At 73.5% G+C, this 23,911-nt stretch carries 24 protein-coding genes; 17 read left to right on the top strand and 7 right to left on the bottom strand.

Annotation, left to right across the window (positions count from 1 at the left end):
- Positions 1 to 8: 8 nt before the first annotated feature.
- The 3 genes from IEZ05_RS26430 to IEZ05_RS26420 form a co-directional block, all read right to left on the bottom strand.
- A complete protein-coding gene (locus IEZ05_RS26430) occupies positions 9 to 2,384 on the bottom strand; it encodes a glycoside hydrolase family 65 protein (RefSeq protein ID WP_189232755.1) in 2,376 nt (791 codons plus the stop codon).
- A gap of 33 nt (positions 2,385 to 2,417) precedes the next feature.
- Positions 2,418 to 4,802, bottom strand: a complete 2,385-nt coding sequence (locus IEZ05_RS26425) for a phosphoketolase family protein (RefSeq protein ID WP_189232754.1) — start codon at positions 4,800 to 4,802, stop codon at positions 2,418 to 2,420.
- Between the two features lie 576 nt (positions 4,803 to 5,378).
- Positions 5,379 to 5,657 carry a metal-sensitive transcriptional regulator gene (locus IEZ05_RS26420; RefSeq protein ID WP_189232753.1) on the bottom strand — a complete coding sequence of 93 codons (279 nt, stop codon included), beginning with the start codon at positions 5,655 to 5,657 and terminating at the stop codon, positions 5,379 to 5,381.
- A gap of 75 nt (positions 5,658 to 5,732) precedes the next feature.
- Between IEZ05_RS26420 and IEZ05_RS26415 the strand changes: the two genes are divergently transcribed.
- The 4 genes from IEZ05_RS26415 (at position 5,733) to IEZ05_RS26400 (ending at position 10,675) form a co-directional block, all read left to right on the top strand.
- The gene (locus IEZ05_RS26415) at positions 5,733 to 6,380 is read left to right on the top strand and encodes a TetR/AcrR family transcriptional regulator (RefSeq protein WP_189232752.1); all 648 of its coding nucleotides are present in this window, start codon (positions 5,733 to 5,735) and stop codon (positions 6,378 to 6,380) included.
- A 54-nt stretch (positions 6,381 to 6,434) separates the two neighbouring features.
- A complete protein-coding gene (locus IEZ05_RS26410) occupies positions 6,435 to 8,051 on the top strand; it encodes an MDR family MFS transporter (RefSeq protein WP_189232751.1) in 1,617 nt (538 codons plus the stop codon).
- A gap of 481 nt (positions 8,052 to 8,532) precedes the next feature.
- Positions 8,533 to 10,167, top strand: coding sequence for a ribosomal protection-like ABC-F family protein (abc-f, locus tag IEZ05_RS26405; RefSeq protein WP_189232750.1), 1,635 nt, complete (start codon positions 8,533 to 8,535; stop codon positions 10,165 to 10,167).
- Positions 10,168 to 10,222: 55 nt separating this feature from the next.
- Positions 10,223 to 10,675, top strand: coding sequence for a flavodoxin family protein (locus IEZ05_RS26400; protein WP_189232749.1), 453 nt, complete (start codon positions 10,223 to 10,225; stop codon positions 10,673 to 10,675).
- A 216-nt stretch (positions 10,676 to 10,891) separates the two neighbouring features.
- On the opposite strand, the gene IEZ05_RS26395 is transcribed toward IEZ05_RS26400, so the two are convergent.
- Complete coding sequence (locus tag IEZ05_RS26395) at positions 10,892 to 11,089, bottom strand: hypothetical protein (protein WP_189232791.1); 198 nt, start codon at positions 11,087 to 11,089, stop codon at positions 10,892 to 10,894.
- 6 nt (positions 11,090 to 11,095) lie between these two features.
- A complete protein-coding gene (locus IEZ05_RS26390; protein WP_189232748.1) occupies positions 11,096 to 11,482 on the bottom strand; it encodes a BlaI/MecI/CopY family transcriptional regulator in 387 nt (128 codons plus the stop codon).
- A 227-nt stretch (positions 11,483 to 11,709) separates the two neighbouring features.
- Between IEZ05_RS26390 and IEZ05_RS26385 the strand changes: the two genes are divergently transcribed.
- Positions 11,710 to 13,008 carry a phytase gene (locus IEZ05_RS26385; protein ID WP_189232747.1) on the top strand — a complete coding sequence of 433 codons (1,299 nt, stop codon included), beginning with the start codon at positions 11,710 to 11,712 and terminating at the stop codon, positions 13,006 to 13,008.
- Positions 13,009 to 13,061: 53 nt separating this feature from the next.
- Here IEZ05_RS26385 and IEZ05_RS26380 read toward each other — a convergent pair whose 3' ends face one another.
- Together IEZ05_RS26380 and IEZ05_RS26375 are read right to left on the bottom strand one after the other, a co-directional pair.
- Positions 13,062 to 15,149, bottom strand: a complete 2,088-nt coding sequence (locus IEZ05_RS26380; RefSeq protein ID WP_189232746.1) for a DUF1996 domain-containing protein — start codon at positions 15,147 to 15,149, stop codon at positions 13,062 to 13,064.
- Between the two features lie 116 nt (positions 15,150 to 15,265).
- On the bottom strand, positions 15,266 to 16,279 hold the full coding sequence (locus tag IEZ05_RS26375; protein WP_189232745.1) for a zinc-binding dehydrogenase: 1,014 nt from the start codon (positions 16,277 to 16,279) through the stop codon (positions 15,266 to 15,268).
- Positions 16,280 to 16,392: 113 nt separating this feature from the next.
- Here IEZ05_RS26375 and IEZ05_RS26370 point away from each other — a divergent pair, with 113 nt between their 5' ends.
- The 12 genes from IEZ05_RS26370 (at position 16,393) to IEZ05_RS26315 (ending at position 23,887) form a co-directional block, all read left to right on the top strand.
- The gene (locus IEZ05_RS26370; protein WP_189232744.1) at positions 16,393 to 16,983 is read left to right on the top strand and encodes a TetR/AcrR family transcriptional regulator; all 591 of its coding nucleotides are present in this window, start codon (positions 16,393 to 16,395) and stop codon (positions 16,981 to 16,983) included.
- Positions 16,984 to 17,095: 112 nt separating this feature from the next.
- On the top strand, positions 17,096 to 17,548 hold the full coding sequence (locus IEZ05_RS26365) for a hypothetical protein (protein ID WP_189232743.1): 453 nt from the start codon (positions 17,096 to 17,098) through the stop codon (positions 17,546 to 17,548).
- Between the two features lie 11 nt (positions 17,549 to 17,559).
- A complete protein-coding gene (locus IEZ05_RS26360) occupies positions 17,560 to 18,381 on the top strand; it encodes an SDR family NAD(P)-dependent oxidoreductase (RefSeq protein ID WP_229869862.1) in 822 nt (273 codons plus the stop codon).
- A 37-nt stretch (positions 18,382 to 18,418) separates the two neighbouring features.
- Positions 18,419 to 19,117: a class I SAM-dependent methyltransferase gene (locus IEZ05_RS26355; protein ID WP_189232742.1), complete on the top strand. Its 699-nt coding sequence runs from the start codon at positions 18,419 to 18,421 to the stop codon at positions 19,115 to 19,117.
- 128 nt (positions 19,118 to 19,245) lie between these two features.
- Positions 19,246 to 19,563 (top strand): gas vesicle protein GvpO, encoded by a 318-nt coding sequence (gvpO, locus tag IEZ05_RS26350; RefSeq protein ID WP_189232741.1) that lies wholly within the window; start codon positions 19,246 to 19,248, stop codon positions 19,561 to 19,563.
- Between the two features lie 34 nt (positions 19,564 to 19,597).
- Entirely contained in the window at positions 19,598 to 20,131 is a 534-nt protein-coding gene (gene gvpJ, locus IEZ05_RS26345; protein ID WP_189232740.1) for a gas vesicle protein GvpJ, read from the top strand.
- Positions 20,132 to 20,133: 2 nt separating this feature from the next.
- Positions 20,134 to 20,910 (top strand): GvpL/GvpF family gas vesicle protein, encoded by a 777-nt coding sequence (locus IEZ05_RS26340; RefSeq protein WP_229869860.1) that lies wholly within the window; start codon positions 20,134 to 20,136, stop codon positions 20,908 to 20,910.
- Between the two features lie 4 nt (positions 20,911 to 20,914).
- Positions 20,915 to 21,193, top strand: a complete 279-nt coding sequence (locus IEZ05_RS26335) for a gas vesicle protein GvpG (protein ID WP_189232738.1) — start codon at positions 20,915 to 20,917, stop codon at positions 21,191 to 21,193.
- Positions 21,190 to 21,780, top strand: coding sequence for a hypothetical protein (locus tag IEZ05_RS26330; protein WP_189232737.1), 591 nt, complete (start codon positions 21,190 to 21,192; stop codon positions 21,778 to 21,780). The genes IEZ05_RS26335 and IEZ05_RS26330 overlap by 4 nt, the downstream gene beginning before the upstream one ends.
- A complete protein-coding gene (locus IEZ05_RS26325) occupies positions 21,777 to 22,679 on the top strand; it encodes an SRPBCC family protein (RefSeq protein ID WP_189232736.1) in 903 nt (300 codons plus the stop codon). The genes IEZ05_RS26330 and IEZ05_RS26325 overlap by 4 nt, the downstream gene beginning before the upstream one ends.
- A gap of 18 nt (positions 22,680 to 22,697) precedes the next feature.
- Complete coding sequence (locus tag IEZ05_RS26320; protein WP_189232735.1) at positions 22,698 to 23,042, top strand: gas vesicle protein; 345 nt, start codon at positions 22,698 to 22,700, stop codon at positions 23,040 to 23,042.
- Complete coding sequence (locus IEZ05_RS26315; RefSeq protein WP_189232734.1) at positions 23,039 to 23,887, top strand: GvpL/GvpF family gas vesicle protein; 849 nt, start codon at positions 23,039 to 23,041, stop codon at positions 23,885 to 23,887. Before IEZ05_RS26320 ends, IEZ05_RS26315 begins: the two co-directional genes overlap by 4 nt.
- The last annotated feature ends 24 nt before the right edge of the window (positions 23,888 to 23,911 follow it).

Below are 23,911 nucleotides of genomic sequence, written 5' to 3'. Positions count from 1 at the left end.
GGAAGGAATCAGTCCGGGAGTACGAGCCGACAGGTGTCGCCCGGCTGGAGCCGAACGGCGCGCTCCGGCAGCCGGACGTCGATCGGCAGCAGGTCGGAGGCCGGCACGGCGATCTCCAGGCGGCCGTGCTCCAGCCGGAACCGTACGCCCCAGTGCCCCTGGTAGCGGATGGAGAACCCGTACGACGACAGCTCCGGCAGGGGCACCGGGTCCAGCCAGAGTGCGCCGGCGCGGGTCTCCAGTCCGGTCAGGCAGCGCTGGACCAGGTCGAGGGTGCCCGCCATGGCGCCGAGGTGGATGCCCTCGCCGGTGGTGCCGCCCTGCAGGTCGGCGACATCGCCCTTGAGCGCCTCCTGGCAGAAGGTCCACGCCTCGGCGCGGCGGGCCCTGGCCAGGATCCAGCCGTGGACGAGTCCGCTGAGGGTGGAGCCGTGACTGGTGCGGGCCAGGTAGTGGTCGACGGTGCGCCGCCAGGTGTCGTCGTCGAGGCCGTAGCCCAGCCGGGCGAAGAACCCGCTCAGTTCGGCCGGGGAGAACAGGTAGCCGAGCATCAGGACGTCGGCCTGTTTGGACGCCCGGTAGTTGTTGACGCTGTCGTCCTCGGCCTCCAGGATGCGGTCCAGCCGCCGGATGTCGTCGTAGCGCTCGCGGTAGCCCGCCCAGTCGAGTTCGGCGAGGTCGCCGTATCCCTCGAACTGGCTGACGACTCCGTCGTGGAAGGGCACGTGAAGGGTGCGGGAGATGTCCTCCCACTGTTCGAGTTCGCTCCCGTCCAGGCCGGTGCGCTCCACGAGTTCACGTCGGCGGGGTTCGGGCAGAGAACGCACCACCTCCAGGGTGCGGGCGAGCACCCAGGAGGCGGTGACGTTGGTGTAGGCGTTGTCGTCGAGGCCCGGTTCCACGGCGCCGGGATAGGCGTCGTGGTATTCGTCGGGGCCGACGACGCCTCGGATGCGGTGCCGCCCCAGGTGGTCGTCCCAGGTGGCGGAGTCCGCCCAGAAGCGCGCGATCTGCAGCAGTGTCTCGGCACCCTTGGTGTGCAGGAACTCGGCGTCGCCGGTGGCCTCGCAGTACTGCCACACGTTGTACGCGATCGCAGAGCCCACATGGTGCTGGAGGTGCGAGTGGTCCGGCAGCCAGCGGCCCGAGTGGGGGTTGAGGTGCAGTTGCTGGGTCTCCTCGCGGCCGTCGCTGCCGCTCTGCCACGGGTAGAGGGCGCCCCGCCTGCCGATCGCTCGGGCCGCGGCGCGGGCCCGTTCCAGGCGGCGGTGACGGTAGTGCAGCAGGGCCCGGGAGACCTCGGGGAAGTGCAGGTTGAGGTAGGGCAGGACGAACAGCTCGTCCCAGAAGACGTGTCCCCGGTAGGCCTCCCCGTGCAGCCCGCGGGCCGGTACGCCCACGTCGAGGTCGGCGGTGTGCGGGGAGAGGGTCTGCAGTACGTGGAAGAGGTGCAGGCGCAGGATGGCGCCCGCCTCGCCGGGGACCTCGAGCTGGGCGCGGCGCCACAGCTGGCCCCAGGCCGTGCGGTGGCCGGCCAGCAGGTCGTCGAAGCCGGGGGCGTCGGCCACCCGGTCCACGGCGGCCTGCACGGGGTCGCTGATCGCGGGGTCGCGTGAGGTGTGCAGGGCGACGACCTTGTCGACGGTGGCGGTGCGGCCCGGCTCCAGGCGCAGGGTGGTGCGCTGGGTGACCCGCAGGTGCCCCCGGCCCGGGGTGACCGGCGCGCCGGCCGTGGTCCGGGCGGCCATGCCGATCCGGATGTCCGAGGTCCGGGTACGGCAGCGCAGCCACACGGTGCCGTCGTCGGCGCCCCCGGTGTGCACGTGGGTCAGGTGGCGGCCGTCGAGGTCCCGGTAGCGCGGGACGCCCGCGTTGGCGACGTCGCCGTCGAGAGCCGCCTCCACGTCGAGGTCCGTGGCGGCGCCCTCCACCGTGAACTCCGTGCGCAGCGCGGCGAGATGGGGGTCGGCCATGTGGACCAGGCGCAGCTGGCGCACGGTCAGCGCGCGTCCCTCCCCGAGCGCGAAGCGGGTGCGGCGCTCCAGCACCCCGGAGTCCAGGTGCACGGTCTGCCGGTGGTCCTGCACGGGCGCGGTGTCCGGCGTGAGCCAGTCCCCTCCCGCGGCCCGGAAGGACAGGGGGAGCCAGTTGGGGAGGTTGACCATGTCCTCGTTCTCCACCTCGCGTCCGGCAATGGTGGAGGTGAGCCGGTTGTAGCAGCCGGCGACGTAGGTGCCCGGGTAGTGCACGTCGTCCGCGGTGCACTCGGGCAGGGCGCCGCGGGTGGCGAAGTAGCCGTTGCCCAGCGTGCACAGGGACTCCCGCAGCCGCTCCTCGGCGGGCTCGTAGTGGACGTAGTCCCAGGTGGAGGCGGTCGCGGTCACGGGATTCCCTTCGCTGGGCGCAGGCGGGCCGGGTCAGCCGTCCCAGGACCAGTCGGCGACCTCGGGCAGGTCGACGCCGTGTTCCCGGATCCAGTCGTGGTGGCGCAGCCGGGTGTCCTCCATGCACTGCCGCACGGCCGCCGCGCGCACGGCGAGGCCCGGCACCCGGTCGATGACGTCCATGACCAGGCGGTAGCGGTCCATGTCGTTGCCGAGGACCATGTCGAACGGCGTGGTGGTGGTGCCGATCTCCTTGTAGCCGCGCACGTGCAGGTGCCCGTGGCCCGAGCGGCGGTAGGCGAGGCGGTGGATGAGCCAGGGGTAGCCGTGGTACGCGAAGATGACGGGCTTGTCGGCGGTGAACAGGCCGTCGTACTCGAAGTCGCTCATCCCGTGCGGGTGTTCCTCGCTCGGCAGCAGCCGGGCGATGTCGACGACGTTGACCACGCGCACCGCCAGGTCGGGCAGGTGGCGGCGGATGAGCTGGGCGGCGGCCAGCACCTCCTGGGTGGGCACGTCGCCCGCGCAGGCGAGCACCACGTCGGGTTCACGGGTGCCGTCCTCGGTGCCGGCCCAGTCCCAGATGCCGGCTCCGCGGGCGCAGTGGACGCGGGCCTGTTCCATGGTCAGCCAGTCGAAGCAGGGCTGTTTGCCGGCGACGATCACATTGACGTAGTCGCGGCTGCGCAGGGCGTGGTCGGCGACGGAGAGCAGGGTGTTGGCGTCCGGCGGCAGGTAGACCCGTACGGCCTCGGGGCTCTTGTTGAGGATGTGGTCGACGAAGCCGGGGTCCTGGTGGGAGAAGCCGTTGTGGTCCTGGCGCCACACGTGGGAGGTGAGCAGGTAGTTGAGGGAGGCGATGGGGGCGCGCCAGGGCAGGCGGCGGGTGACGCGCAGCCATTTGACGTGCTGGTTGACCATCGAGTCGACGATGTGGACGAAGGCCTCGTAGCAGGAGAACAGTCCGTGCCGGCCGGTGAGGAGGTAGCCCTCCAGCCAGCCCTGGCAGGTGTGTTCGGACAGGATCTCCATCACCCGGCCGTGCCGGTCGAGGTCCTCGTCGACGGGCAGGGTCCGTTCCTGCCAGGCCTTTCCGCTGGCGGTGTAGACGGCCTGGAGCCGGTTGGATGCGGTCTCGTCGGGGCCGACGAGGCGGAAGTCGCGGCGGTCGGCGGTGGCGGCCATGACGTCCGCCAGCAGGTCGCCGAGGACCCGGGTCGGCTCGTGCATGCTCGCGCCGGGTTTGTCGACGGCGACGGCGTACGTCTCCAGGGGTGGCAGGGGCAGGTCGCGCAGCAGCAGGCCGCCGTTGGCGAAGGGGGTGGCGCCCAGCCTGCGCGGGCCGTCGGGCACGGCGGCCAGGACGGCGGGGCGCGGGGCTCCGGCGTCGTCGAACAGCTCCTCGGGCCGGTAGGAGCGCAGCCACTGCTCCAACTGGTGCAGGTGCTCCGGGTTCGTGCGCACGGCGGCCAGCGGGACCTGGTGGGCGCGCCAGGTGTTCTCCACGGGCAGGCCGTCGACCTCGGCGGGGCCGGTCCAGCCCTTCGGGGTGCGCAGGACGATCATCGGCCAGCGGGGGCGGTCGCCGCCGCCGTTCTCGCGGGCGGCGCGCTGGATGGCGGCGATGCGGTCGAGGCAGGTGTCCATGGCGTGGGCCATCGCCCGGTGGACGGCGGCGGGGTCGTCGCCGGTGACGTGGACGGGATCATGGCCGTAGCCGCGCAGGAGGTCGTCGAGTTCGGCCTCGGGGAGGCGGGCCAGTACCGTCGGGTTGGCGATCTTGTAGCCGTTGAGGTGGAGGATCGGCAGGACGGCGCCGTCGTTCACCGGGTCGAGGAATTTGTTGGAGTGCCAGGACGTCGCCAGCGGGCCCGTCTCGGCCTCGCCGTCGCCGATCACGCAGGCGACCACCAGGCCGGGGTGGTCGAAGGCGGCGCCGTAGGCGTGCGAGAGCGAGTAGCCGAGCTCGCCGCCCTCGTGGATGGAGCCCGGGGTCTCGGGGGCGACGTGGCTCGGCACGCCGCCGGGGAACGAGAACTGCCTGAAGAGCCGGGCCATGCCCTCCGCGTCCCGGGTGACGTCCGGATAGGTCTCGGTGTACGAGCCCTCCAGCCAGGAGTTGGCGAGGACGGCGGGTCCGCCGTGGCCGGGCCCCCAGATGCACAGCGCGTCCAGGTCGCGGGCCTTGATCACCCGGTTGAGATGGGTGTGGACGAGGTTGAGGCCCGGCGAGGTGCCCCAGTGCCCGAGGAGGCGCGGCTTGACGTGTTCCGGGCGCAGCGGCTCGGTCAGCAACGGGTTCGCCATCAGGTAGATCTGGCCGACGGAGAGGTAGTTCGCGGCGCGCCAGTGGGCGTCCAGGGTGGCGAGCTCCTCGTCCGGGAGCCCGGGGGGCGCCTGCTGCGTGTCGACGGACATCGGGGGTCCTTTCCGTGTCGGGACAGCGGTCGGGCCGGGGCGGGTGCGCTTCCTGGGGCGCGGGTGATGCCCTGCACATCCCAACCCCGTGCGGAGCGGGCGGGTACCCGACAGGGCCGTTCGGGTCACGTCTGTTCCCGAACGGGGTCGCTCGGCATCAGGCGGCGGGGCGCGGTGGCGGCGCGGGCCCTGCCGGCGGAGGGCGCCGTTCGCGCGGTTCCCGGCGCCTTCAGGGGCGCGTCGACTGCCCGTGCTTCCGGGGGCACGGGGAACTGTCTCCAGGGGCGCGGGGAACCGCGCGACCAGCCGACGACGGTCCGCAGCCGCCGGCGACACGGACCTGGGCCTCGGGGGACGCCTCGGCGACCCGCCGGGGCACGCCACGGGGGGCGGCCGACGGCGGCGGGAGCCGCGGGTCCTGGTTCTCCGGTGCGCGAAGGACGCGGCGCGTGGCACGCGGCACGGCCGTCACCGGCGCCGGCCCCGGTGCCGACCGTACGTCCGCGGCATGTACCCCAACTTCACTGCCGTACGCCGAAGTCGGCCGACGCAACCGGGGGCCGACGGCGGGAGGGGTCAGGCCAGGGACAGGAAGAGCTTCTCCAGGCGGGCCCGCATCTGCGCGGAGTTCCGCACCTCGGGGTCGTCACTGGTCATGCACTGCTGCAGTCCCGTCGCGATGATCGAGAACCCGGCCCGGTCCAGGGCCCGGGAGACGGCGGCGAGCTGGGTGACCACGTCCTCGCAGTCGCGGCCCTCCTCGATCATCCTGATGACTCCGGCCAGCTGCCCCTGGGCACGCCGCAGCCGGTTGAGCGCCGACTTCAGCTCCTCGGCCGACATGTCGAGTTCCACGCGTCCTCCTCCGCATACCCCTGCGGGTATGGTACCGCGCGGCGGAATTTTGCAGGGCGTGCATCTTTGCATACCATGCAACTTATGTCGGAGAAGGGTGCCGCCGGTGGCGGTCTGCGGGAGCGGAAGAAGCGGGCCACGCGTGCCGCCCTCGCCGAGGCCGCGGTACGGCTCGCCGCCGAGCACGGGGCGGACAAGGTCACCGTCGAGGCGATCAGCGCCGCGGCCGGAGTGTCCGTGCGGACCTTCTTCAACTACTTCGACACACGCGAGGACGCCTTCGTCGTCATCGACGCGGACGCCGGCGCGCGGATGCGGCGCGCCGTGCTCGACGCACCGGCGGGGCTCTCGCCGCTGGAGGCCCTGCGCGAGGCCATGGCCGCGGAGCTCGCCGAGGCGGAGCAGCAGCACGAGCTGTGGCGGCTGCACGCCGAGGTACTGCACGCCTCGCCGCACCTCCTGGCGCGCGGCGTCGGGGCGCACATGGCGGCGGAGGCCGACCTGGCCGATGCCATCGCCACGCGTCTGCGCGGCGCCCCCAGCGACGGGGAACGGCCCGCGGACCCCGGCCTCTACCCGCGGCTGCTGGCCGCGGTGGCGACCGCCGCGGTGCGGACCAGTGTGGACCACTGGTCGGCCCACCAGCAGGAGGCCGCCTTCCTGGACGTGTTCCACGAGGTGTTCACCCTCCTCGCCGCCGGACTTCCGGCTCCTGGCGCGTAACCGCAGCGCAGCACGATCGCGACACCCACCCCACCATCACCCGAAAGAGATGCCGTGACCGCACCTCAGGCGCCCGACGACGCGCCTCCCACCTCCATGACCCACCGGCAGATACTCCAGGCCATGTCCGGGCTGATGGCCGGCATGTTCGTCGCGATCCTGGCCGGCACCGTGGTCTCGAACGCGCTGCCCACGATCATCGCCGACCTGGGGGCCAGCCAGTCGTCCTACACCTGGGTCGTCACGGCGGAACTGCTGGCCATGACGGCGACGGTGCCCCTGTGGGGCAAGCTGTCCGACCTCTTCAACAAGAAGCTGCTGCTCCAGCTCTCGCTGTGCATGTTCGTCGTCGGCTCGCTGCTGGCCGGCTTCTCCCACGGCGTCGGCCTGCTGATCTTCAGCCGGGTCGTGCAGGGCATCGGCGCCGGCGGTCTGACGGCCCTCGCGCAGGTCGTGATGGCCTCCGTCATCCCGCCGCGCCAGCTGGGCAAGTACGCCGGCATCTTCGGTGCCGTCTTCGCCGTGGGCACCGTGGCGGGGCCGCTGGTCGGCGGTGTGCTGGTCGACACCTCGTGGCTGGGCTGGCGCTGGTGCTTCTTCATCGGCGTGCCGTTCGCGCTGCTCGCCATCGCGCTGCTGCAGCGCACGCTGCGGCTGCCGACCACGCGCCGCGAGGTGCGGATCGACTGGCTCGGCGCCTTCCTGATCGTCGCCGGTGTCTGCGCGCTGCTCATCTGGGTGTCGCTGGCCGGCAACGAGTTCGACTGGGCCTCCTGGCAGACCGGCGCCCTCGCGGGCGGTGGCGTGCTGCTGCTGGCCGCCGCGGTCTTCGTCGAGGCCCGCACCGCCGAGCCGGTCATCCCGCTCGGCATCTTCCGCAACCGCACGGTGACGCTGACGACCGTCGCCAGCCTCCTGGTCGGTGTCGCCATGTTCGGCGGGACCGTCTTCCTCTCCCAGTACTTCCAGGTCTCCCTGGGCAAGTCGCCGACCGTCGCCGGTCTGATGAGCCTGCCCATGATCCTCGGCCTGCTGGTGTCGTCCACCGTCGCCGGCCAGGTGATCAGCCGGACCGGCAAGTGGAAGCGGTACCTGGTGGCGGGCGCGGTCATCATGGCCGTCGGCCTCGCGCTGCTGTCCACGATCGACGCCAAGACGCACTTCGGTCTGCTGAGCCTCTACATGGCGGTGCTGGGCATCGGCGTCGGCATGCTGATGCAGAACCTGGTGCTGGCCGCGCAGAACGACGTGCCCGCCGCCGATCTGGGTGCCGCGACGTCCGTGCTGTCCTTCTTCCGCAGCATGGGCGGCACCATCGGCGTCAGCGTCCTCGGCGCGATCCTCGCCAACCGGGTCACCAGCGAGATGACCAAGGGGCTCAGGGAGGCCGGCATCACCGCGTCGACCAGTGAGGGCTCGGGCGAGAGCAGTGTGCCGGACATGTCCACGCTGCCCGCCCCGATGCGGTCGATCGTCGAGCACGCCTACGCGGTCGCCACGGCGGACCTGTTCCTCATCGCCACGCCGTTCGCCCTGCTCGCGCTGGTCGCCGTCGTGTTCCTGAAGGAGAAGCCGCTGAAGACCACCAGCGGCATGGAACGTCTCGCCGAGGAGTCCGGCGAGGCCTCCGCGGCACCGGCCGGCAAGGGACCGGCGGCGCCGGTCGGCTGAGCCGCCGGCAGCCCCACGTGACGGAGCCGCTCGCCCTTGGGGCGGGCGGCTTCGCCGTGCGGCGTGACGGGCCGCGTGGCTACGGTCCGCACGGGCGGGCGGGAACCGGAGGCACCCCGCCGGAGGGGTCGCCGGTCGTCTCGCGGCGCCGGGACCGGTGTTCCTGGCCGGGGGACGGCCGAACCGCCGCAGGGCACGGTGTACTCACGCGGTGCGCCACGTCGGCCGCTGAACCCCGTGTCCTGCGCCGAGCCACGTCTCGCGGGAGGCGGCTGTTAGTCTGGTGGAGACGTTGATCGCGTATCGAGAGGTCCCGGACATGGTGGGTGACGACGACATCTGCGGGTGATACCCCGCACTGACGGTCACGGGCAGGCGCACAGGAGCGCCGCCGCAGTGGCCGATTTCGTCGTTCCCTTTTCCCTGTCTGTCCCGGGCGGGCGTGTCTCTTCCCCCGCCCCTCTCCTCAGCGAGGTCACCCATGTCCGACGCCGCCGTCATCTGCTCGAACCTCTCCTTCTCGTGGCCCGACGACACCCCTGTCTTCGAGGACCTGTCGTTCACCGTGGGCCCGGGCCGCACCGGTCTGGTGGCTCCCAACGGCTCCGGCAAGAGCACCCTGCTCAGGCTGATCGCCGGGGAACTGCGACCCGGCGCCGGTTCCGTGTCCACCACCGGCACCGTCGGCTACCTGCCGCAGACCCTCCCCCTGACCGGCGATCTCACGGTGGCGGAGGTGCTGGGGGTCGCCGCCGTCATCCGCGCCATCGACGCCGTCGAGTCCGGCGACGTGGGCGAGGAGCACTTCACGACCATCGGCGACGACTGGGACATCGAGGAACGCACCCGTGCCCAGCTCGACCGCCTCGGCCTCGGCGACGTCGCCCTGGACCGGAGCCTCGACACGCTCAGCGGCGGCCAGGTCGTCTCCCTCGGGCTCGCCGCACAACTGCTGAAGCGGCCCGAGGTGCTGCTGCTCGACGAGCCCACCAACAACCTCGACCTGGACGCCCGGCACAAGCTCTACGACGTGCTGTCGGACTACAAGGGCTGTCTGCTGCTGGTCAGTCACGACCGTGCCCTGCTCGACCGCATGGAGCGCATCGCCGAACTCGACCGCGGTGAACTGCGCTTCTACGGAGGTGACTTCACCGCGTACGAGGAAGCGGTACGGGCGGAGCAGGAGGTCGCCGAGAAGAACGTCCGCAACGCCGAGCAGGAACTGAAGCGGGAGAAGCGGGAGATGCAGCAGGCCCGGGAACGGGCCGAGCGCCGGGCGAGCAACGCCGCCCGCAACCTCAAGAACGCCGGTCTGCCGCGGATCTTCGCCGGCACCATGAAGCGGGGCGCGCAGGAGTCCGCGGGCCGGGCGGGCCAGACGCATGCGAGCCGGGTCGGCGAGGCGAAGGCCCGGCTGGACGAGGCGGGGCGTTCGCTCCGCGACGACCAGCGCATCGTCCTCGACCTGCCGGACACCGACGTGCCCGCCGGACGCACCCTCTTCCTGGGGGAGGGGCTGCGGATCCGGCTCGGCGACCGGGACGTGTTTCCCGGCCAGGGCGTCGACCTGACCGTCCGGGGACCCGAGCGCATCGCGCTGACCGGCCCCAACGGCGCCGGCAAGAGCACGCTGCTGCGCCTGCTGAACGGCGACCTGGAGCCCGGGGAGGGCACGGTCAAGCGGGCCGACGGGCGGGTCGCGTACCTCTCGCAGCGGCTCGACCTGCTCGACGGGGACCGCACGGTCGCCGAGAACTTCGCCGCGTACGCTCCCGGGCGGCCCGAGGCCGAGCGGATGAACCTGCTCGCCCGCTTCCTCTTCCGCGGCGCCCGCGCCCATCTGCCCGTCGGTGTGCTGTCCGGCGGCGAGCGGCTGCGGGCCACCCTCGCCTGCGTCCTGTGCGCGGAACCCGCCCCGCACCTGCTGCTCCTGGACGAGCCGACCAACAACCTCGACCTGGTCAGCGCGGAGCAGTTGCAGGGCGCCCTGAACTCCTACCGGGGAGCCTTCGTGGTGGTCAGCCACGACGAGCGGTTCCTGAGCGAGATCGGGGTCGACCGGTGGCTGCGGCTGGCCGACGGCACCCTGACCGAGACGGCGGCTCCGGACGTGTGAGCCGCCACGCGGCGCCTGTTGCGGCCGGAGGGTGCCGGACGGCAGGCTTCGGGGTGTGACCACTTTGCTGATCGTGCATCACACCCCGTCGCCGAACTGCCAGGCGATGCTCGAAGCCGTCGTGTCCGGAGCGACCGCACCGGAGATCGAGGGTGTCCGGGTCGTCCGGCGGGCTGCACTGGCGGCCACGGCCGTCGACGTCCTGGAGGCGGACGGGTACCTGCTGGGCACCCCGGCCAACCTGGGCTACATGTCCGGCGCCCTGAAGCACTTCTTCGACCAGGTCTACTACCCCTGCCTGGACGAGACGCGGGGCCGGCCCTTCGGCTACTACGTGCACGGCGGCAGCGACACCACCGGTGCGGTGCGCGGCATCGAGTCGGTGACGACCGGCCTCGGCTGGCAGCGCGCCGCCCCGGCCGTGACGGTGGCGGGTGAGCCCGCCAAGGCCGACCTGGAGGCCTGCTGGGAACTGGGCGCCACGCTCGCCGCCGGGCTGACGGGCTGACGGCCCCCGGCGGCACGGGATCCCGCCGAGCAGCGACGGGCCGCGGCCCGTACGCGTTCGTGCGGGTCCCGGACACCGCCCCACCGGCTCCGGCATCCCTAGCGTGGGAGCTGCGTACTCGGCGCGGCAGCACCCTGCGCGGGGCACTGCCGCGCCGAACCGTCGCGACGCGGGCCGTTGCTCCGACGCCGGTCGGTGGCGGGACGGGCGAGTCCGTCAGAGGGGCGTCGCGGAGCGCAGGACGAGGAACATCGTGACGGCGGCGCTCGCGGACGACATCGCCGACACGGCCGCCGCGGCCCAGGCCGCCAGGCCCACCGAGGTGAACACCGGGTGCAGGTGCTGTTCGGCCAGGCGCGCGATCGGCCACGCGGTCAGCGGCAGGACGAGCGGAAGGAAGACGAAGACCCCCATGAGGCGTCAGTCTTCCCCCTCGGCCCGGGCCGCGTCGCCGAGCAGGTCGCGCAGCAGCCGTTCGTCGGCCGGGTCGAGGCCGGTCACGAAACTCGCCAGCACCGCCCCGCGGTCGCTCTCCGCGTCCAGGACCCCGCGCATCCGTCGCGCGGCCAGACCCGCGGGGTCCGCGGGCGTCCAGACGAAGGAGCGGCCCGCACGCTCCCGGCTCACCGCGCCCTTGTCGAGCAGCCGGGTCAGGATGGTCACCACCGTCGTATAGGCCAGGTCCCCGCCCAGGCTCTCCTGCACCCGCCCGGCCGTCGCCGGACCCTCCGCCTCGCGCAGCACCGAGAGCACCAGCGCCTCCAGCTCGCCCTGCCCCCGCCGCCGGGGACGCCGGTGATCCGTCACGCCCGCACACCCTTCCGCCGCCACCCGTCTCCTGCGCGGACATCGTATAGACGCGACGGTCACGTCGACGCCACCGGACCGGACTCCTCACGCACACGAGGGCTGCGCGCGCCGTTCCCCCGCCGGACGCCTTCCCGTCACCGGCAGGGCCCCCGGGCGACCCAAACGACGATCAAGATCACCGAATGAAACGTGGTTGTCATGTCTTCGACTTGAGGAGTACCGGGATGACCAGGCATCACCTCGGCCGACCGGCCGTCTGCGCCCTCGCCGCGGCCGTCACCTTCCTGTCGGCGGTACCGGCCGCGGCGCACGGTGACGACGCGCTGCCGACCGTACGGCCGCGGGCCGAGACGGCTCCGCTGTACGACGACGAGGCCGGTGGGAACGCCGACGCGGACGACCCGGCCATCTGGCGCAACCCCGCCGACCCCGACCGCAGCCTCGTCGTCGCGACGGCGAAGGAGGGCGGGCTGCGTGTCTACGACCTGGACGCCCGGCTGGTGCAGTCGGTGGCCGCTCCCCCGGCCCCGGGCCCCGACGACGCGCCCGGCCGTTTCAACAACGTCGACCTGGTGGAGGGCATGCGGCTGACCACCGGCCGGGCGGACCTCGCGGTCACCACCGACCGCGGCAGCGACCGCCTGCGCGTCTACCGCATCGACGCGGCCGATCCCGGCCGTCCCTTGACGGACGTCACCGACCCGGCCGCCGCGCCGGTGTTCTCCGCCGGCCAGGCCGAGATCAACGACCAGCGCACCGTGTACGGCCTGGCCACTTGGACCGACAAGGCCACCCAGCGTTCCTACGCACTGGTCAGCCGGCGGGAGCGCACCCGGCTCGCCCTGCTGGAGCTCACCCCGACGGCGTCCGGACACGTCGGCTACCGCACGGTCCGCACCCTGGACCTGCCCGCGTCCTTCCGTCTGCCCAACGGCACCGACTGGTCGCCGTGCGCCGAGCCCGGCGAACTGCCCCAGGTGGAGGGGATGGTCGTCGACCCGGCCGACGGCACCCTGTACGCCGGGCAGGAGGACGTCGGCATCTGGCGTCTGCGCGCCGACCTCACCGGCACGCCCCGGCTGGTGGACAAGGTGAGGGAGTACGGGGTCCCGGCCACGTACGACGAGGCCGCCGACGAGTGCGTGGCCGGCTCCGACCCCGGGTACGGCGGCAGCCGGCTGGCCGCGGACGTGGAGGGGCTGACGCTCCTCCAGGAGTCCGACGGCGACGGTTATCTGCTGGCCTCCAGCCAGGGCGACGACACCTTCGCCGCGTACGACCGCGAGCAGGAGGAGCACAACGAGTACGAGGGCGGGTTCCGGGTCGGTGCCGCCTCGGCCCGGCTGGACGGCTCCGAGGAGTGCGACGGAGCGGCGGTGCTGAACCGGCCGCTGGGCAGCCGCTATCCCGACGGCCTGCTCGTCGTGCAGGACGGCCACGACGCTCCGGGCGACGGCGAACGTGCCGCCACCGGCTTCAAGTTCGTCGACCTGGGCGACGTCAAGGACGCGCTCGACGACTGACGTCCGTTCGGTCCCGGCCGGCGTCGGGACCGAACGGCGCCGTCACGGGCGTGTCACCGGGCGCGGCGCCTGGTGCGGAGCAGCAGCAGGCATCCGGCGGCGAAGAGGACGCCTCCGGCCGCCGCGGGCCACAGGCCCAGGCTCGAGCCCGTCTCGGCGAGTCCGCCCCGGGTGCCCTGCGGCTCGCTCGCGGAGCCTGCGGCCGCCGCGGCGCCGCCCCCGTCCGGCCCCCGCGTCCTGTCGGGCGCGGCCACGGGGCTGCTCACGTCGCCCGGAGTCCCGGCGGCCGTGGTGGCGGCCCTGGGCTCTGCGGTGCGGGTGGCCTCGGGCCGGTCCGGGTTCGCGGGCGGGTCCGCGGGCTCGGGCCTTTTCCCGTCCTGGCCGGCGTCCGTGGGTGCCGGCGCGGTGCCGGTCTGCCCGGCCGGGGGTGCGGCGGTCTGCCCGCCGTCGTCGCCGCCCGGCTGTTCCGGGGCCTCCTGGCCGTTCCCGTCGTCCGGCGTTGCGGAGGTCTCGGGGATTTCCGGGGTCTCCGGGGTCTCCGGGGCCGGGGTCCCGGTCGGCTGCTGCGGGGCCTCGCTCTCGCCGGGGTCCGGGGCGGGGGGCGCGCCCGGGCCGCAGGTCCGGCCGCTGTTGATGCAGTCGACCATCTCCCGCATCAGGTCCTCGTCGAAGACGTTGATGAAGTCGCTGTGGTCCGTGACCGGCTTGTGCAGTTGCTCGGGGAAGGAGTCCACGGCGAACAGGGGCGTCGTCCTGCCGCCGTCGTCGAGGCTCGGCGCGTCCACGTCGTACACGATGCGCTGCACCAGTCGCGGGACGGGCCGGAAGCCGGCCGGGCAGCTGCCGTCGGCGGCGGCGAACGCCACGTGGGTGCGGTGGTTGGCGCTGTCGGTGTTGCGGCCGTCCCAGCAGCTCTGGAAGGTGAAGGTGCGCACCACGTCGCTGCCGGCCGGGCAGAGCGGGTACTTGTCCTTCAGCTGCCGGTCCTCGTGACCGGTGCAGCTCCAGGAGGCGTTGGCGTTGGTGTTGCCGTTGACGAACGCCTTCGCGTCACCGGTGATGATGCGCAGCAGCCGCGGCATCTCCGTGACCTTGCCGCGCTCGTTGCCGCCGAACGTCAGCGTCACCTCGGCCGGCGTGACGATCTCGCCGGCGTTGCCCTCGATGCCGCCGCCGGGTGACTGTGCGTCCTGTTCCGCTGTGCCGTTCTGCAGGCGCAGCACCGGCCAGTAGTAGGAGGACCTGTCGCCCTGGTCCGCGCAGCTGGTGCCGGCGTTCGCCAGGTCGTCGTCGGAGGCGAAGGCGTTGTTGCCCTGGTTTCCGACGTAGTCGTGGAAGTGGTGCGCGCCGTTGCCCACGCCGGGAGCGGCGATCACGTTGTCGGAGTTGAACAGGCCCTCGGCGTTGACGCCGCAGCTGGTGGCGAAGGTGCCGCGGGAGGCGTCCTTGTCCTGGCGCGGCTTCACGGCGTTGGGCCGGACGGTCGTGATGTCGACGTAGTCCGCCGCGACGGGGCCGTTGCCGGCCTGGCCGCCGTTGCCCTGCTCCTGCCCCTGACCGGGCTGTTCCCCGCTGCCGGCGTCGTCGCCCGCTCCGGTGCCTTCGCCGTCGCCCGCCGCGTCGCCCGCGCCCGTCTGCTGCCCGTCCGGGCTGCCGCTCGGCGTCTCCTGTGTCGCGACCGCGGTGCGTCGCAGGGTGCACGCCGCGAGCGCCTCCAGTCCTTCGGGCCGGTCCCCCGCGCCGTCGACGGCGGTGACGATGCGTGCGATCGTCTCCGTCCGCTGCCTCTCCAACGGGTCGAGGATCGCGCCCTCGTCGACCTCGCCGTCGTCGGCGGTGCGTGCGGCGTCCTGGAGTTGACGGTAGGCGGTGGCGATCTGCTCGTCCAGGCGGGCGAGTTCGCCGTCGACGTCCGGCCTGGCCGGTTCGGGGACCGTCGTCAGCCGCTCGCTCAGGTCGGGGCAGTCGACCGTGGCGGCGACGCCGGAACTGCCCAGGGGAACAGCGGGGTTGGCCCCCGTCTCGGTCGCGGAGGCGAACACGTTGGCGGCGACCAGACCACCGCCGCCCAGTATCAGCGCGACCGCGGAGAAGGTCGCGCGCCGCGCCCCGGTGGGGCGTCTGCGCCTGTTGTGTCCCAAGGCGTGCTCCTACGTCGTGCGTCGTGGCGGTCCCGGGCATGAAATGCCCCCGGCTCCATACGGAGTCGGGGGCGCCGACGTTCAACCGCCTCGTGGATTCTCAGGAATCCCTCACCTCACGGGCGCAGGATCAGCCGGATCGGATTGCCCTCCTTCTCCTCCAGCCGGGCGACCGCCTCGGCGGCCTCGGCCAGCGGCAGCACCCCGCTGATGGACCCGGAGAAGTCCAGCCGTCCGCCCTGGATCAGCCGGAGCAGCTGGGGCAGGGCCACCGGCATGTCGGAGCCGTAGTGGCCGAGGATCCGCTGCTGGAGGTAGCTGAAGCGGGTGCCGTCCGTGACGCTGAGCGGCTTGTCGGTCAGGCCCACCAGCACCAGACGGCCCTTCGGCGCCAGGACGGAGAGCGCCTGCTCGCGCACGGCGGGCACGCCCGCGAAGTCGAAGGCGGCGGCGAGCCCCGCCCCGCCGGTCACCGCCCCGACGGCCTCGCGCAGGTCCATGTCGGCGGAGTCCAGGGCGAGGTCGGCCCCGGCGGCCAGGGCACGCTCGCGCGCCACCGGGTTGGGGTCGACGGCGACGACCGGGCAGGCTCCCACGGCGCGCAGCAGCTGCACGGCGTGCACGCCGAGCCCGCCGACGCCCCACACGCCGACCGCCTCGGCGGGGCGGACGCCGCCGGTCTCGGTGATGGCGCCCCACGGGGTGGACACGGCGTCGGGGATGATCGCGCCCTGGTCGAAGGGGATGACGTCGGGCAGCGGGGTCAGGGCGGTCGCGGCGGACAGCGCGTACTCGGCCCAGCCGCCGTCGTAGTCGACGCCCCGGGTGTAGGTGACGCCGTCGCGGACCTCACCGGCGTACAGCACGACGCGCTGTCCGGGTGCCCAGGCGGTGACGCCGTCGCCGACCTCGGCGATCGTGCCGGAGACCTCGTGGCCGAGGGTGACGGTGTCGCCCCGCAGGAGCAGCGGGGTGAGCGTGCCGTCGATGAGGTGGACGTCGGACAGGCACACCCCGGCCGCCTCGACCTTGACGAGTACCTCGCCCGGCCCGGGCTGGGGGCGGGGCACCTCCTCCAGCCGCAGGGTGCGGCTCGGGACGTGCAGGCGGGCGGCGAGCATCTGCGCCATGACAGGACCTCCTCGGTGCGAAGGCGACCCCGCACGGGCCCCACCGGTCCATCGCAGGTCGACTTGCGTTAACCGTACACCCAACGCAAGTCGACCTGCTTTAGGCTGGTGCGATGACGTCTCCGGAATCCGCCGCCCCGCCCCTGCGCCGCCGTGGGGAGCGGATGCGGCAGGCCGTGCTCGCCGCCGCGGTGGAACTGCTGTCCAGCCAGGGCCTGGCAGGGGCGACCGTGGGGGCCGTCGCCCGCGCGGCCGGAGTGCACGAGACGTCGGTCTACCGCCGCTGGGGCACCCGCGAGAACCTGATCCTGGACGCCCTGAACACGGAACTCGACTCCGCGCTGCCGGTTCCGGACACCGGGCGCGTACGGGACGACCTGCTCGCCTTCTTCTCCTCGCTGGCCGGGCTGCTCGGCACCGCCCAGGGGCACGCCCTGCTCCGGATCGGCGTCGAGCACGACGACACCCTCGACGACCGGCGCGGCCCCTACTGGAGCGACCGCCTCGACCGCGCCGTCGTGATGGTCCGGCGCGGCATCGAGCGTGGCGAGCTGGCGGCGGACACCGACCCGGGTCTGCTGATCGAGGCCGTGAGCGGTCCGCTGTTCGTCCGGGTCCTGCTCAGCGGGGCACCCCTGGACGAGGCGCTCGTGCGGGGGCTGGTGGACCTGGCGCTGGACGGGGCCCGGCCCCGTTCCGCATGAGGGCGGGCCGTGAGGTGCCCGGACCCGGGTTCTGTTAGGCGGCCACGAGAGGGGAACCCGGGGCCCGTCGTGACCGTCGTGCGCCACCGCGCCCGTCCGAGGGAGTTCCGGGATGCAGTCACTGATCAAGGGCCTGGTCGCCGGCGCGGCGGGGACCGTCGCGCTGAACCTCACCACGTACGGCGACATGCTGCTGCGCGGCCGGGGGTCCAGCGACATGCCGGCCGAGGTCGCGGACCGGGTCGCCGACCGGGTCGGGCTGGTGCTCGGCGACGAGGAGACGAAGCCCCACCGCGAACAGGCCGTCGGCGCCCTGCTCGGCTACGCCACCGGCCTCGGGGTCGGCGCGGCCTACGGCGTGCTGCGCCGCCGGCGCGGACCGCTGCCGGACTGGGTGGCCGGGCCGGTGCTCGGTGCCGCCGCCATGGTGAGCAGCGACGTGCCGGCCGCCGCGCTCGGGGTGACCGACCCGAAGCAGTGGGACCGGACGTCCTGGGTGTCGGACATCGTGCCGCACGTCGTGTACGGGTTCACCACGGCGTCGGTGTACCAGGCGCTGCACTGAAGGGACGACCAGTGGACCCGGCGGAAGCGGTGGGTGACGGCGGCAGGCCGCTCGCCCTCGTCACCGGGGCGTCCGGCGGCATCGGCTACGAGCTCGCCCGGCTGTTCGCGGAGCACGGCCACGACCTGGTGGTCAACGCCGAGGACGACCGGCTCGAACACGCCGCTGAGCGGCTGCGGGAGACCGGCGTGGAGGTACGGGCCGTCCGCGCGGACCTGCGGGACCCCGGCGGCGTCGACCGGCTGGTCGCGGCCACCGCCGGTCTCGTGGTGGACGTGGCGGCCCTCAACGCGGGCGTGGGGCGGGGCGGCGCGTTCGTGGACACCGACCCGGCCGACGACCAGTCCGTGATCGACCTCGACGTGACCTCGACGGTGCGGCTGGCCAAACCCCTGCTGCGCGGCATGGTGGCGCGCGGCGTGGGCCGGCTGATGTTCACGTCGTCCGTCGCCTCGACGATGCCGGGGGCCTTCCAGTCCGTCTACGACGCGTCCACGTCCTTCGTGCAGTCCTTCGCCCAAGCACTGCAGGAGGAGGTCAGGGACACCGGCGTCACGGTCACCTCCTTCATGCCGGGACCGACGGACACCGACTTCTTCCGGCGGGCCGGCATGGAGGACACCAAGGTCGGCACCATGGGCAAGGACGATCCCGCGCAGGTCGCCGAGCAGGCGTTCGACGCCGTCATGAAGGGCCGCGGGAAGGTGGTCACCGGCTCGGCGAGGACCAGGGCGCAGGGCGTGGCCGACAAGGTCCTGCCGGACCGCGTCAAGGCCGCCGTGCACCGCAGGACGGCGGAGCCGGGGACGGCGCCGGACGACGCCGCCCGGTAGGGCGGCCGGCGGAGCCCTTGTCTGCGGCTCTCCCGCGATGGACGATGATCCCGGCACCGGCTCACCCACCGAAGGGACCCCCGTGACCGACGGACAGCAACGGCCGCCCGCCGCCGTGTTCGACGCGCTGGGCGCCGACTACGAGAAGGCGTTCGCCGGTTCGCCGGCGCACCGTCGCTCGCTGGAGTGGCTGCTCGGGCGGCTCGCGCCGGGCAGCCGGGTGCTGGACGTGGGCAGCGGCACCGGACGGCCCACGGCCGAGACCCTCGCGGGCGCCGGTCACCGGGTCGTGGGCGTCGACGTCTCCCCCGTCATGGTGGAGCTGGCCGCCCGGCAGGTGCCGGACGCCTCGTTCCGGTGTGCCGACATCCGTGACGTGCCGCTCGCGGACGGCTCGTTCGACGCGGTCTGCGTGTACTTCGCGCTGCTCCAGCTGGACCGGCGGGAGCAGGCGGACGTCGTCCGGCGCCTCGCACGGGCGCTGACCCCGTCGGGGTACCTGGTCCTCGCCACCGTTCCGCTGGACGTGGAGGGCGTCGACGCCATCTTCATGGGGCAGCCCGTGCGCGTGACCAGCTTCACCGCGCCGGGCCTGGCCGCCGTGGCCGAGGGCGCCGGCCTGGAGGTCCTGGAGCGGGAGGAGCTGCTGTTCACCCCGGCCCACCCGGACGCCGGGCCCGAACCGCACGTCTTCCTGCACTGCCGGCGCCGGCCCACCGGGACGCCCGGCGCCTGAACCCCTGTCGCCCGAACCCCCGCCACCGGCACCCCCGCGTGTCACCTCGCGGTGACCGGGGGCCCACTTGTGCCCGGATGGGGTAACTGCGGACGCGCGGACCGGGAGGCGCGGCCAGAGTGGGCTGCATGACAGAACCTGGCGAGCGACGACGCGGCACGACGTCCACGACCACGCGCGAGCGTGCCGTGCGGGGCGCCCGGGACGCCGCCCAGCGCGCCGCGGACGCCCTGTCCGAGCTGATCCGGCACCGCCTGGAGGGAGTCTCCGCGGTGTGCCGGAGCGAGGACGACGGCTGGATCGTCAACGTGGACGTGCTGGAGGTGGCGCGCATCCCGGACACCACCAGCCTGCTCGCCACCTACGAGGTCGAGCTGGACGCGGCGGGCGACCTGCTGCGGTACCGCCGGGTCGCCCGCTACCGGCGCGGTGCCCAGGACCAGTGACCGGGCCCCCGGCCCGACCCCGGAAGGACCACCGATGATCACCTATGACGACGAGGTCGTCTGCGCGCCCCGCGCCGGAACGCTCTACGACGTCCTGGAACTCATCCTCGACCGCGGCATGGTGATCGACGTCTTCGTGCGCGTCTCCCTGGTCGGCATCGAGATCCTCAAGGTGGACGCCCGCATCGTGGTCGCGAGCGTCGACACCTACCTGCGCTTCGCGGAGGCCTGCAACCGCCTGGACCTGGAGCACGACGTGCGCTCCAAGACCGTCCCCGAGCTGTTCGGCGGGCCGGTCGCCAAGACCGTGGGCCGGGCGGCCGCCAAGCGGGGGACGCGCTCCCTGACCGACCGGGTGCGGGGCATCCTCACGCCCGAGGAACCGGAGCCGGCGACGGACGAGGAGGAGCTGGAGGAGCCCCTGCCCCGCCGCCGTACCGGCCCGCCCGTCCGCGAACGCGAGGAGCGGGCCCAGCGCCCCCGGAGCCGTCCGGCCGGGCGCCCCCGCGGTGACGACGACCGCCCGCGCAGCCGCCCGCGCCGGCGCACGGGAACGGAGGAGGAATGACCGTGCATGCCACAGCCCCCATCGCCACCACCACCGCCGCCGTCCCGGAGACCGGGGCCGCCCTGTACGTCTACGGCATCGCCCCCGACGGGGTCCGCACACCCCGCTCCCCCGGCGTCGGCGGTGCCCCCGTGCGGCTGCTCACCGAGTCCGGCCTGTGCGCGGCCGTCTCGGCCACGCCCCCGCGAGTCCGGCCCCGGCGCCGCGACCTGATGGCCCATCAGGCGGTGCTGGACGAACTGGCCGCGCAGGGGCCACTGCTGCCCATGCGGTTCGCGGTCCTCAGTCCCCGTCCGGACGTCCTGCTCGCCCAGCTGCGCTGCGACGCCGCCCACCTGGCACGGCAGCTCGACGGCGTCCGGGGGTGCGTCGAGCTCAACGTCAAGGGAGCGGTCGTGCCCGGCAGCTTCGCCGATCTGGTGCGCCGGGACGAGAAGCTGCGGGCCCTGGCCCTGCGCACACGGCGCCGGCCGGACTACGAGGCCAACGTCCGGCTCGGCGAGGCGCTCGCCCGGGCCGTCCGCCGCGAGGCACGGCGCGCGGCCCAGGAGGTCCTCGACCACCTGACCCCGCTCGCCGTGCGCACCGTGGGGGGACCGACCGACGACGAGCAGGTGCTGAGCGCGTCGTTCCTGCTGCGCTCCGCCGACGAACCGCGGTTCCGGCAGGCGGTCGACGCGTGCGCCCGTGACCGCGGGGACCGTCTGGCCCTCAGTGTGACCGGGCCCCTGCCCTGCTACAGCTTCGTCGACCCGTCCCCCGCCCCGGCCGGGCGGTGACGCGGTGGGCATCGTGAGCGGTCTCCTCCTGCTGCCCCTGGCCCCGGTGCGGGGCACCGCGTGGATCGCCGACCACCTGCTCCAGGAAGCCCGGCGCCAGGTCCACGACCCGCGCGCCGTCCAGGCCCGTCTGGCCGCGCTCAACCGGGCCCTGGACGCGGGGGCCATCGACGAGGCGGCCTTCGAACGGGAGGAGGAGCGCCTGCTCGCCCTCCTCGACCGCCCGGTCCGGCCCACCGGCCGCACCACCAGCACGGATCCAGCGCACGGAAGGCCCGTATGAACGACAGCAAGGCGGCCCTGGCGGCGGCCATGGCGGGCGGATATCTCCTCGGCCGCACGAAGAAGGCGAAACTGGCCTTCGCGGTCGGTTCCTACCTGGCGGGGCGGCGCCTGGGGCTCTCCCCTGGCCAGGTCCTCTCCCAGGGGTTGAGCAGGCTTCAACTGGCGCCGCAGTTCCAGGAGCTGTCGGACCAGGTGCGCGGTGAGCTGCTGACCGCCGGACGCACGGCCGTCACCGCCGCGGCGAACCGCCGGCTCACCGGCCTCGCGGAAACCCTCCGCGACCGCACCGACGCACTCAACGGCGGCGGCGGAGGCCGACGGGACGACGGGGCCCAGGAGCCGGAGGACGAGTACGACGAGTACGACGAGTACGACGACCACGACGAGTACGACGAGTACGACGCCACGGACGAGGCCGAGTACTTCGACGACGAGGAAGAGGAAGAGGACCGCGAGCCCGCCCCCGCGCCGCCGCGGAAGGCTCCCCCGCGCAAGGCCGCGCCCGGCGGGAAGCCACCGGCGAAGAAGGCCGCCGCCAAGAAGGCCGTACCGTCGGGGAACCGCCGGGGAGGTGGCAGCGGATGAGCCCCACCGGACAGGGGAGCGGCACGTCGTCCCCCCTGGGCGACGTGAAGGACGCTCTCGGCGGCTACCTCTCCGCCGCCGGGCACAGCCTCGCGGGCAAGGCGGGTGAGCGGGTCGGCGGTCTGACCGACCGGCTGACCGAATCGGCCGGGGGTGGCGGGGGTTCCGGTCGGCGGGGCAAGGGCCGGCGCGGAGCCCAGGGCGGCAGCATCAAGGCGACGCACATCATGGAGACCGTCGACATCGGCGTTCCCCTGCGCACCGTCTACGACCAGTGGACCCAGCTCCAGGACTTCAGCTCGTTCACCAAGGGCGTCCGCAGCGTCACCCCCGCCGACGAGGTCACCTCCGACTGGAACGTCAAGGTGGGCCCGTCGAGCCGCAGTTGGAAGGCGACCGTGCAGGAGCAGGTCCCCGACGAACGGATCGTCTGGACCTCCGAGGGCGCCAAGGGCAGCACACGCGGCGCGGTCAGCTTCCACGAGCTGGGGCCCCGGCTGACCCGGGTCGTCGTGGTCGTCGAGTACTACCCGGCGGGCTTCTTCGAGAAGACCGGCAACCTGTGGCGCGCCCAGGGACGCCGGCTGCGGCTGGACCTGAAGCACTTCGCGCGGCACGTCACCCTCATGGACGACGAGGAGGTGGAGGGCTGGCGCGGCGAGATCCGCGACGGAGAGGTCGTCAAGAGCCACGAGGAGGCGATGGAGGAGGAGAACGCCGACGACTACCAGGAGGGGGACGAGGACGCCGAGGAGGCGGAGGACGAGGACGGTGCCGAGTACGAGGACGAAGGTGAGAACGCCGCCGAGGACGAGGGTGAAGAAGGTGAGTACGACGACGAGGACGAGGCGGACGAGGACGAGTATGACGACGACGAACGTGCCCGCCCGTATCGCTGACGCCATGGGGAGTACGCAGTGACCGACGTCGACCACCGGTACAGGGGGCCGGACACCGAGCTCTGCGACCTCGCCTCGGGCAGCCTCGCGGACCTGCTGGAACGGGTCCTCGACAAGGGCATCGTGATCGCCGGCGACATCAAGATCGACCTGCTCGACATCGAGCTGCTCACCATCCGGCTGCGGCTGTTCATCGCCTCGGTGGACACCGCGAAGAAGGCGGGCATCGACTGGTGGGAGACCGACCCGGCGCTGTCGTCGCGGGCCGCGCGGGACGAGCTCGCCGAGGAGAACGCCCGGTTGCGGGCCCAGCTCGACGCATTGGCGGAGGCGGCCGAGGAGCCGACGGGAGCCGTCCGGTGAACGGGCGCCCGGCCGGCCCCGCGGCCTGGGGTCTCGTCTGCGCGTTCGCCGTCACCCGCACCCCGCCGGACCCCGCCGTCCTGGCCGCGACGACCGGTCACGAGGAGGGCGGCCCGCTGCGCGTGCTGCACGCGGAGGGCCTGTGCCTGCTCGTCCAGGACGTCCCCACGGCCCTGTTCGACGACGAGGCACTGGCGGAGCGCCTGGGCCGGCCCGACGACCTGGAACGGTGCGCCCGCGCCCACCACCGGGGCGTCGAGGCCGCGGTCGGTCAGGGCCGCTCCGTCGTCCCGCTGCCGCTGGCGACCCTCTACCGCGGCGACCGGAGTGCGCGGCAGGCGGTCGCCTCCCGTGCGGCGGAGCTGAGCGCACTGCTCGACCGTCTGCACGGCCGCACGGAATGGGCGGTGAAGGTGCACGCCGCCGGACCCGCCTCCAAGGCGGCGCTCACTCCTGCCGGCGCCGGCACGGGCGGTCGTGCCTACCTGAGCCGGGCCAGCGCGCGGAGCCGCGACCGGCAGGGCGCGCACGCGAAGGCCCTGGCCGAGGCGGAGGCCGTGGACGCGGAACTGCGGAGGTACGCCGTCGCGGCGACCCGGCACCGTCCGCAGAGCGAGCGGCTGACGGGCCGGCGCTCCCCTCAACTGCTGAACTGCGCCTACCTCGTGGAAGACGCGGAGGGCGCCGCCTTCGCCCGCGCGCTGGCCGGGCTCACCACGGACCGTCCGTACCCCACCGTCGAGATCAGCGCCTCGGGCCCGTGGATCCCGTACTCCTTCGCCCGCTGGGACGAGGAACCGGACCGGGCCCGGCGGGAGCACACCCGGCAGGAGGCCCGCTCGTGACCGCCGCGGACACCCGTACGCCGG

Source organism: Streptomyces flaveolus, from assembly GCF_014648815.1.
In the GTDB taxonomy this organism is placed as follows: Bacteria; Actinomycetota; Actinomycetes; order Streptomycetales; family Streptomycetaceae; genus Streptomyces; species Streptomyces flaveolus.
The sequence above is the reverse complement of the archived record's forward strand: the minus strand, read 5'-3'. Positions and strand labels throughout refer to the sequence as shown.

Bases quoted from the DNA above. Each gene is read 5' to 3' on its own strand.
- IEZ05_RS26425 (WP_189232754.1), bottom strand. From the start codon at position 4,802: ATGTCCGTCGACACGCAGCAGGCGCCCCCCGGGCTCCCGGACGAGGAG.
- IEZ05_RS26415 (WP_189232752.1), top strand. From the start codon at position 5,733: ATGCAACTTATGTCGGAGAAGGGTGCCGCCGGTGGCGGTCTGCGGGAG.
- abc-f (WP_189232750.1), top strand. From the start codon at position 8,533: ATGTCCGACGCCGCCGTCATCTGCTCGAACCTCTCCTTCTCGTGGCCC.
- IEZ05_RS26395 (WP_189232791.1), bottom strand. From the start codon at position 11,089: ATGGGGGTCTTCGTCTTCCTTCCGCTCGTCCTGCCGCTGACCGCGTGG.
- IEZ05_RS26385 (WP_189232747.1), top strand. From the start codon at position 11,710: ATGACCAGGCATCACCTCGGCCGACCGGCCGTCTGCGCCCTCGCCGCG.
- IEZ05_RS26375 (WP_189232745.1), bottom strand. From the start codon at position 16,279: ATGGCGCAGATGCTCGCCGCCCGCCTGCACGTCCCGAGCCGCACCCTG.
- IEZ05_RS26370 (WP_189232744.1), top strand. From the start codon at position 16,393: ATGACGTCTCCGGAATCCGCCGCCCCGCCCCTGCGCCGCCGTGGGGAG.
- IEZ05_RS26365 (WP_189232743.1), top strand. From the start codon at position 17,096: ATGCAGTCACTGATCAAGGGCCTGGTCGCCGGCGCGGCGGGGACCGTC.
- IEZ05_RS26355 (WP_189232742.1), top strand. From the start codon at position 18,419: ATGGACGATGATCCCGGCACCGGCTCACCCACCGAAGGGACCCCCGTG.
- gvpO (WP_189232741.1), top strand. From the start codon at position 19,246: ATGACAGAACCTGGCGAGCGACGACGCGGCACGACGTCCACGACCACG.
- gvpJ (WP_189232740.1), top strand. From the start codon at position 19,598: ATGATCACCTATGACGACGAGGTCGTCTGCGCGCCCCGCGCCGGAACG.
- IEZ05_RS26330 (WP_189232737.1), top strand. From the start codon at position 21,190: ATGAACGACAGCAAGGCGGCCCTGGCGGCGGCCATGGCGGGCGGATAT.
- IEZ05_RS26325 (WP_189232736.1), top strand. From the start codon at position 21,777: ATGAGCCCCACCGGACAGGGGAGCGGCACGTCGTCCCCCCTGGGCGAC.